Source organism: Ferdinandcohnia sp. SAFN-114 (genome assembly GCF_059415045.1).
On sequence record NZ_JBPFDQ010000021.1, the window covers coordinates 1 to 8,492 of the forward strand.

At 37.6% G+C, this 8,492-nt stretch carries 8 protein-coding genes and 1 riboswitch; of the genes, 7 read left to right on the plus strand and 1 reads right to left on the minus strand.

Translation table 11 applies throughout. The features are described 5' to 3' along the window. The first annotated feature begins 79 nt into the window (after positions 1 to 79). The 3 genes from ACR65M_RS08825 to ACR65M_RS08835 all read left to right on the plus strand — a co-directional run bounded on the left by ACR65M_RS08825 (position 80) and on the right by ACR65M_RS08835 (position 2,250). Positions 80 to 1,324 carry a gluconate:H+ symporter gene (locus tag ACR65M_RS08825; protein WP_440273109.1) on the plus strand — a complete coding sequence of 415 codons (1,245 nt, stop codon included), beginning with the start codon at positions 80 to 82 and terminating at the stop codon, positions 1,322 to 1,324. A 204-nt stretch (positions 1,325 to 1,528) separates the two neighbouring features. Next, positions 1,529 to 1,975 carry a hypothetical protein gene (locus ACR65M_RS08830; RefSeq protein ID WP_440273110.1) on the plus strand — a complete coding sequence of 149 codons (447 nt, stop codon included), beginning with the start codon at positions 1,529 to 1,531 and terminating at the stop codon, positions 1,973 to 1,975. Continuing rightward, positions 1,963 to 2,250, plus strand: a complete 288-nt coding sequence (locus ACR65M_RS08835; protein ID WP_440273111.1) for a YxcD family protein — start codon at positions 1,963 to 1,965, stop codon at positions 2,248 to 2,250. The genes ACR65M_RS08830 and ACR65M_RS08835 overlap by 13 nt, the downstream gene beginning before the upstream one ends. Before the next feature lie 156 nt (positions 2,251 to 2,406). On the opposite strand, the gene ACR65M_RS08840 is transcribed toward ACR65M_RS08835, so the two are convergent. After that, entirely contained in the window at positions 2,407 to 3,597 is a 1,191-nt protein-coding gene (locus tag ACR65M_RS08840) for a sensor domain-containing diguanylate cyclase (protein WP_341329800.1), read from the minus strand. 339 nt (positions 3,598 to 3,936) lie between these two features. Next, positions 3,937 to 4,000, minus strand: a riboswitch (cyclic di-GMP riboswitch). 281 nt (positions 4,001 to 4,281) lie between these two features. On the opposite strand from ACR65M_RS08840, the gene ACR65M_RS08845 reads away from it, so the two are divergent. From ACR65M_RS08845 to ACR65M_RS08860, 4 genes are read left to right on the plus strand one after another with little or no spacing between them, the layout of a single operon-like run. Beyond that, positions 4,282 to 5,391: an ABC transporter ATP-binding protein gene (locus tag ACR65M_RS08845; protein WP_341329799.1), complete on the plus strand. Its 1,110-nt coding sequence runs from the start codon at positions 4,282 to 4,284 to the stop codon at positions 5,389 to 5,391. Then, positions 5,381 to 6,199 (plus strand): ABC transporter permease, encoded by an 819-nt coding sequence (locus tag ACR65M_RS08850; protein WP_341329798.1) that lies wholly within the window; start codon positions 5,381 to 5,383, stop codon positions 6,197 to 6,199. Before ACR65M_RS08845 ends, ACR65M_RS08850 begins: the two co-directional genes overlap by 11 nt. Then, positions 6,189 to 6,992, plus strand: coding sequence for an ABC transporter permease (locus ACR65M_RS08855; RefSeq protein WP_440273112.1), 804 nt, complete (start codon positions 6,189 to 6,191; stop codon positions 6,990 to 6,992). The genes ACR65M_RS08850 and ACR65M_RS08855 overlap by 11 nt, the downstream gene beginning before the upstream one ends. Next, the gene (locus ACR65M_RS08860) at positions 6,989 to 8,062 is read left to right on the plus strand and encodes an ABC transporter substrate-binding protein (RefSeq protein WP_440273113.1); all 1,074 of its coding nucleotides are present in this window, start codon (positions 6,989 to 6,991) and stop codon (positions 8,060 to 8,062) included. Before ACR65M_RS08855 ends, ACR65M_RS08860 begins: the two co-directional genes overlap by 4 nt. Positions 8,063 to 8,492: the final 430 nt, after the last annotated feature.

Genomic DNA, 8,492 nt, shown 5'->3' on the forward strand with positions numbered 1-8,492 from the left:
TGCCATACAGACACACCTCGTTATAGTTGATATATTTATTATAACAATCTGTGTCTACTTTTTAGTCTAGCATCATAGTGTGATTGCCCTTTTACTATCAGCAATCCTTGTTGGTTTATTAAATGGAATGAATCTAACAAGTATTGTTTCAACTATTAAGTCCGGCCTTGGCAGTACACTTGGAAGCCTTGCTATAATAATTGGTTTGGGTGCTGTTTTAGGTAAATTAATGGTTGATTGTGGAGCAGCCCAACGTATTGCTTCTACTCTATTAAATAAGTTTGGTGTTAAAAAGGTAGAATGGGCCCTAATTATTATTGGTATGGTATTCGGAATTTCCGTCTTCTATGAGGTTGCCTTTATTATTCTAGCTCCGCTTGTTATTAGTATTGCGATGGAGGCAAAAATTCCATTCTTAAAGCTTGGAATTACAATGGTTGCAGCTACTACTCTATCACATAGTTTATTCCCGCCACAGCCTGGTCCGACTGCATTGGTCGATGCATATGGCGCAGATATGGGTATGGTTTATATAATTGGTATTGTTGTTTTTATTCCGGCAGTTATCGCGGCTGGAATCATTTTACCAAGAATGATGAAAAATTTAGATCGTCCGATTCCAAAATTAATGGAAAAACCAAAAGAGTTCACTGAAGAAGAAATGCCTAGTTTTGGTTTAAGTCTTTTTGTTCCATTAATCCCAGCAATCATGATTATGACTGCAACTATTCTAAATATGTTTATCGAAGAAGGAAGCTTGTTCCATGAAATTATTAACTTCCTAGGTAGTGCAGAAATTAGTTTACTTCTGGCTGTTTTAATCGGTATTTATGTATTTGGTATACGTACAGGTCGAGACATTAACACTGTAATGGACTCTTTCTCAAGCGCTATCAAAGGAATTGCGATGATAATCTTTATTGTAGGTGCAGGTGGTGCCTTCAAACAAGTCATTCTTGATTCTGGTGTTGGTGACTATATTGCTTCGATGATGGAAAATACTACAATTTCACCGTTGATTATGGCTTGGTTTATTACTGCCTTAATTCGTATTGCTACAGGTACAGGTGTTGTATCAGCGATAACTGCTGCTGGTATTGTAGGTCCTCTAATCGATACATTTGATGTTAGCCCAGTATTAATGGTTCTTGCAACAGCGGCTGGTAGTAACACAATCACACACGTTAACGACGCATCATTCTGGTTATTTAAAGAATATTTCGGTCTGAGCATTAAAGATACCTTTAAGACATGGGGTCTATTACTATTCACAACTTCTATTGTAGGTTTGGGTATTGTCTTGATCCTTGATATGTTTATGTAATACATTCTGCGAGCCCTAACAATTTCGTTAGGGCTCTTGTTACTATTTACCAATCGTATTTTTTAAAAAAAGCGAAACCAAACTCTGCTTTCATCGTATATAAGAGAGAAAGTTGATGAGGAGGTATTGCAAAGCGCAATAGATTGGATAATAAGGTATACTATTATAAATAAAATAACTAACTTATGGAGGTATTTCTATCATATGAAAAAGATATTATCAGCATTAGTAGCACTTACTTTGATTTTTTCCCCGCTTGGGAGCTTTGTTTTCCAAGACCAACCAACGTCTGTAGAAGCAAAGGGATACAAATCAGGTAAAAGAGGATTCAATAGTAATATTGGGAACAAAAATAAATCAAACTTCCAGCAACAACAGAAAAAACAAGACAACAATGTTACTAACAAATCTACTACTCCTACCACTCCTAAAGGTGGATTCATGTCTGGTGGATTAATGAAAGGTCTTATGCTTGGTGGACTTGCAGGATTCCTATTCGGAGGTCTTTTAGGTGGAATGGGTATGCTTGGTTCATTTTTAGGATTAATGATTAACGTTCTTGCGATTTACGTTCTGATCTCCATCATTCGAAAAATCTTCGTCATGATTAAAGATAAAAAGAAAAAAGAGACTGATCCATGGCAACGCTAATACTTTCTGAACAGGAAATTATAAATGCAGTTTGTGTCTATATCGGCTTAAAAAAGCAAGTAAAGCCTGAAGAGGTTGAAGTGGAGCTGATGTATGACGATGAGTACGGATTCTCCGCAGAAGTATACGTGAACGATCGAAAGCAGATTCTCATTATGGCGAACTTAATTGAAGCAATTCGTTTATGGCTAGGCGAATTTCTTAACCGTGACCCATATGCCGGAATCAAACTTGTGTTGGACGACGAAGAAGGCATTATTGCCCATATCAACTAAGAAAAGCGCAGGGCGCCCGTCTATCGGCGACAAGCACAAGACGAGCGCTGACAGAAGGTGATTTTTACCTTCAGAAGCGTTTGGCTTGTGACCTCGAGCCGATGGTGCCTGGAGCTTGACAACGAGTAAAAAGCTCATCCATTTGGATGAGCTTTTTTATTTCGCTATTACGATGCGTTTTTTTCCACTTTCTTTTGCAGCATATAGCGCTTGGTCGGCTGCCTTTTTTAAAGAATCTACGGTCGTTCCATGGTGTGGATATATCCCGACACCCGTACTGATCGAAACAATGATTTTTTCATTCTCCATGATGATTGGATTTTCATTGTAATACTCATTTAATGTTGCGTAAATTTCCTTTACACACGTGTCGCTGCTATTTTTAATCAGAATCATGAACTCATCTCCGGCATAACGATACCCCTCAAACTTTTCATTACATACCGTTTTCATTCCGTATGCTAGTACCTGTAAATATAGGTCACCAGCATCGTGCCCAAACCGATCATTGACCTGTTTTAAATCATCAGAGTCTATCATCATAACTGTTATTTCATCATTCTCATTTTTGATCAGTTGTGCTAAATCCTCATGGAATGCACGGTGGTTTTTTAAACCTGTTAATTCATCCGTACGAGACATTGTGTAAATTTTCTCATATAATCTTGCTGTTTCAATCGAGTTGATCACTTGCGCACCGATCATTTGTAGTAGTTCCTCATGCTCTTTCCGATAAGCAAAATCTTTAAAGCTCTGAGTTGAGATGACACCTTTGACCTGGTCATCAATGACAACGGGTACAAAAAGACAGGAGCTTGTGTCCTCGTCCCCCTCACCCATTTTCGTATCATATTCAATGTTCTGGTTTTGATGTTTGAGGTGGACGATTTCCCTTGTTTTGATGACTTTTGATGTGTAGTTTTCGCCAAAGTCTACGGTACTTGGAGGAGCTGGTTCGCCATTATCCATAATAAAGACTAAATGAATATGTTTGTCACCAGGATTATGCAATGCAATATAAAATGCATCAGTAGGCATAACACGTGAAACCATTTCATAAGACTTTTGGAGAAGGACGGATTCATTTAATGTTTTACTGCAGACTTGTGCGAAATCATGTAGGATTCGGTAATGCTTATTCATCCAATGCATGTTTTCCATTTGTTCGTTTATTTCTTGGAGTTGATTTAAAAGGGTACTGGTAATCTCTTGTTCTTCTTTTTCCTGACATGTTTGATTAAGTAAAGTACGAACCTCGTCAGAAATTAGAGTCTTCTCAGAACCAATCATCTCAATTAGTTCGCTTAATTTTTTTAGCAAGTTAAGATTCTGGATTGTTTTCTCCATGTAATCACTTCCAAATTTTTTTAGAGGATGTTCCAAAATTCGTTTGAAATGTTCCAATTCCAAAAATCTAGTAATATAGTAGCAACATATTGTTAATAAATTGGTATAAAAAAAGACTAATCATATACCGATTAATCTACGTTCTTTCGATACGAGCTGTACTCGGTAACTGGCTGGCATGTCCAAAATGAGGATGTTCCAAAACTCAGGTAAAAATGACACATAGAATTTCTGGGTTGGCTTACTTCTACGTTCCTCACGTATAATTACATACGCTCTGGTACAAAAAAGCTACGCCGCCTTGAACTTCTCGGTCCTTTTTATCTTCCATTTTGAACACTAGTGAACTTTAGCCCCTATAGTTTTGCGTCTTCATCTTTCAATGAATTTGCCCTTACTTTATCCAATTAACTCATTAAAGAAAGAGTATTTTAAATAGTACTATAATTATATTTCTATTTTCCTCTTTGGTCAATGAAATCGTTATAATCTTTTGCTAAAAACGGGAAAATTTTCCTATCCCAAATGCCCTATACACTTCTCTTGTTTCAATAAGAAAATAGTCTTCCCTAGTTTTCTGACTTGACAATTATAATTATTATTGTTTTTTTTGCCGATTCGTGTATAATTATGCCGGATTACGTTATGAATCTTATCTCTATTAATAGAAAGAAGGGGGTTGCTATGAACAGTATACCTATTATCCAATTTAAAAATGTCACAAAGCAGTATGACAATGATCCAGCTGTTCTCGACAATGTTAGCTTTGAAATAGAAAGAGGAAAATTTTATACTCTTCTCGGTCCATCTGGGTGTGGAAAAACCACGATACTTCGGTTAATCGCAGGATTTATTGAACCATCAAGTGGTGAGGTTTATTTTAATGGTAAAAAAGTAAATACGACACCTGCAAATAAACGTCAAGTAAATACAGTGTTTCAGGATTACGCCCTGTTTCCACATCTTAATGTATTTGAAAATATTGCTTTTGGGTTACGTATAAAGAAATTGAAGCAATCTGAAATAGATAAAAAGGTAAAAGAAGCTTTAAGCTTTGTTAATCTTGCAGGCTATGAAAATCGTGAAATTCAAGAAATGTCAGGTGGTCAGAGACAGCGTGTTGCGATTGCACGTGCAATTGTTAATGAACCCGAGATTATCTTATTGGATGAACCATTATCCGCTCTCGATTTGAAGCTTCGTACCGAAATGCAATACGAGCTTCGCGACCTTCAGAAGCGGCTTGGTATTACTTTTATCTTCGTTACCCATGACCAAGAAGAAGCTCTTGCCATGTCTGATGAGATATTTGTACTTAATGAAGGAAAAATTCAACAAAGTGGTACCCCAATTGATATATACGATGAACCAATCAATCGTTTTGTTGCTGATTTTATCGGTGAATCTAATATCGTAAAAGGAAAAATGCATCGGGACTTTCTCGTAGAATTCGTCGGAAAGACATTTGAATGCGTTGACCAAGGTTTTTCAGACAATGAATTAGTCGAAATTGTCATCCGTCCAGAAGATTTAGAAATTACTTCTGTTGAAAAAGGAAAACTACAAGTTGTAGTGGATTCCCAGTTATTTAGAGGAGTACATTATGAAATTTGCGGTTTGGATAAGGATGGAAATGAGTGGCTTGTTCATTCAACTAAGAAGGCTAAAGTTGGCGAAGAAATTGGACTTCATTTTGACCCAGAGGCAATACACGTTATGCGTCTTGGTGAAACAGAAGAAGAATATGATCGTCGTTTAGAGGCATACGTGGACGGGGAAAGCCATGGAAAATAAGGTAACACGTAATCTTGTTTTTATCCCTTATGCATTATGGATTCTCATATTTGTTATCGCTCCAGTTACACTTGTTCTCTATTATTCTTTTTTTGATATAGAGGGAAATTTATCTTTAGTAAACTATAAAACATTCTTCACACCCGTTTACTTAAAAATGACGCTAAGCTCTTTTTGGTATGCGTTTTTAATTACTGCTGTAACTCTATTGGTGGCATATCCTACAGCATATCTAATTACAAGAACAAAGCATAAACATCTTTGGTTATTACTAATCATTGCTCCATCTTGGATTAATCTACTATTAAAAGCCTATGCTTTTATCGGGATTTTTGGAACGTATGGAACAGCTAACGCTATTCTAGAAGTGTTTGGTATTGGCTCTAAACAATTATTATTTACAGATTTTAGCTTTGTGTTTGTGTCTGTTTATATTTTTATTCCGTTTATGATTTTACCAATCTTCAACTCACTAAATGAATTGAACCCTAGTCTGCTAGATGCTTCTCGCGACCTTGGGGCATCTAAATGGACTACGTTTCGTCGTGTGATTTTCCCACTTACGATTCAAGGGGTAAAATCAGGCTGTCAGGTTGTATTTATTCCTGCTCTATCTTTATTCATGCTGACACGACTAATTGCAGGAAACAAAGTGATTACACTTGGTACTGCCATTGAACAACAGTTTCTTGTCACTCAGGATTGGGGCATGGGTTCAACAATAGCTGTCTTCCTGATTATTTTTATGGTAGTAATTATGGTCGCAACTGGAAACCGCAAGAAACGAGGTGCTAAAAATGAAAGATAAACTGGCTATTTCTTCTAAGGCGTATCTATTTATTATTTTCTTCATTTTATATGCACCGATTTTCTATCTCGTGTATTACTCATTCAATAGTGGTGGCACGATGAGCAATTTTGAGGGCTTTACCTTGGATTGGTATAAGGAGCTATTCGGGGATACTAGACTGCTAATCATCGTGTTAAATACATTTGTGATTGCCTTGCTTTCTGCTCTTGTATCGACCATTATTGGCGTGCTTGGAGCCATTTGGATTCATTCGATTAAACAAAGACAAACTCAAAATACTTTACTATCGTTAAATAACGTCTTGATTGTAAGTCCTGATGTCATTATCGGTGCTTCCTTTTTAATTTTATTAACAATGGCTGGAATTAAATTAGGATTTTATTCTGTGTTACTTTCACATATTGCCTTCAGTATTCCAATCGTTGTACTTATGGTACTGCCAAAACTAAAAGAGATGAGTCCTTCTTTAATTGATGCAGCGAGAGATCTCGGAGCAAGCCAATGGCAGGTTCTAACAAAGGTGATTATTCCTTACATCACACCAGGAATTTTTGCTGGATTTTTCATGGCCCTTACGTATTCCTTCGATGATTTCGCTGTTACATTTTTCGTAACAGGAAATGGTTTCTCAACGCTATCTGTTGAAATCTATTCTCTTGCACGACGAGGAATCTCGTTAAATATTAATGCATTGTCAACTCTTCTCTTTATCTTTACAATGCTTCTTGTTGTTGGATATTACTTTATTGCACAACGAGGAAACACACGTGGATTGGGGGTTCGAAAATGACGAAGCTCATCCGTGCTTTTATATCAATTGCACTTGTATCTGGTGGGTTACTCTACCTTATCCACCATTTAAATTCATCTCAGGGTCTCGCTGGTGGGAACACGTTGACGATTTATAACTGGGGCGACTATATCGACGAAGAACTCATCGATCGTTTTGAAGAGGAAACTGGAATCAAGGTTATTTATGAAACCTTCGACTCTAATGAAGCGATGATGACAAAAATCGAACAAGGTGGAACCACCTACGATATCGCGGTGCCATCTGAATATATGATTGATAAAATGCGCCAAGAGGACTTACTCATCCCTCTTGACCATTCAAAACTACCAAATTTAAAAAACATTGATGAACGGTTCATGGATCTTCCTTTTGATCCGGGTAATCAGTACTCAGTCCCATATTTCTGGGGGACGGTCGGCATTGTCTATAACCCCACCATGCTTGATGGTAAAGAATTTACAAGCTGGAATGATCTCTGGGACCCTTCCCTAAAAAATGAAATTATCTTGGTTGATGGTGCTAGAGAAATCATTGGAATGGGGCTTAACTCTCTTGGTTATTCATTGAATGATACCAATCTTGACCACTTAATTGAAGCAAAGGCAAAACTGATGAAGCTTACCCCAAATGTAAAAGCAATTGTTGGTGACGAGGGTAAAGTACTGATTCAAAATCGCGAGGCTGCAATTGGAATTGTTTGGTCGGGTGATGCCGCTGATATCATGTGGGAAAATGAGGATCTGAACTATGTCGTACCAAGCGAAGGCTCTAACCTCTGGTTTGACAATATGGTCATTCCGAAGACAGCCAAAAATATTGATGGCGCACATCAGTTTATTAATTTTATGCTGGATGCGGAAGTAGCAGCTCAAAACACGGAATACGTCAGCTACTCTACTCCAAACAAAGAAGCACTACAATATATGCCAGAAGATATGGTGTCTGATGAGCGTTTCTACCCATCTCCAGAGCTAACCGAAAAGCTTGAGGTGTATGAAAACCTTGGGAAAAAGAACCTCGCCATCTATAACCAGCTTTTCCTAGAATTTAAGATGGGACAGAACTAACAGAAAAGCGCAAGGTGCCCGAATTCCAGCTGAAGGTAGGTACTCTTGTGCCTACCTCTGAAGCTTAGCCGTCCTGTCGTGGTCGACAAGTACTGAAAAAAGGCATCTTTTTCCCTCAGAGGGGATTGGCTAGATAAGAGAGCCGAGATGCTCTTTCTTGGAGCTAGCATCGAATACAAGGACTGTATCATAACCGATACGGTCCTTGTGTACGTTTATTGCGTTTTATCTTTTTTGCTTCTGGGGTAAACAAAGACTATGCGTTCAATATTTCGTTTTTAAATAATGCATAAGTTGAAAATCGTTACATTCTTACTCAACTCATAGGCTATTTTTCCCTTTTCTTGGATCTTGCGAATGGTTTGGTGCTGCCTATTCTCAAAAAAGCATTCGTATCCCCTATTTACGTATGCTTTTTGATCACTTTCGC

Excerpts from the sequence above, each read along its gene's own strand:
- ACR65M_RS08850 (WP_341329798.1), top strand. The coding sequence starts at position 5,381 with ATGGAAAATAAGGTAACACGTAATCTTGTTTTTATCCCTTATGCATTA.
- ACR65M_RS08835 (WP_440273111.1), top strand. The coding sequence starts at position 1,963 with ATGGCAACGCTAATACTTTCTGAACAGGAAATTATAAATGCAGTTTGT.
- ACR65M_RS08855 (WP_440273112.1), top strand. The coding sequence starts at position 6,189 with ATGAAAGATAAACTGGCTATTTCTTCTAAGGCGTATCTATTTATTATT.
- ACR65M_RS08845 (WP_341329799.1), top strand. The coding sequence starts at position 4,282 with ATGAACAGTATACCTATTATCCAATTTAAAAATGTCACAAAGCAGTAT.
- ACR65M_RS08830 (WP_440273110.1), top strand. The coding sequence starts at position 1,529 with ATGAAAAAGATATTATCAGCATTAGTAGCACTTACTTTGATTTTTTCC.
- ACR65M_RS08840 (WP_341329800.1), bottom strand. The coding sequence starts at position 3,597 with ATGGAGAAAACAATCCAGAATCTTAACTTGCTAAAAAAATTAAGCGAA.
- ACR65M_RS08860 (WP_440273113.1), top strand. The coding sequence starts at position 6,989 with ATGACGAAGCTCATCCGTGCTTTTATATCAATTGCACTTGTATCTGGT.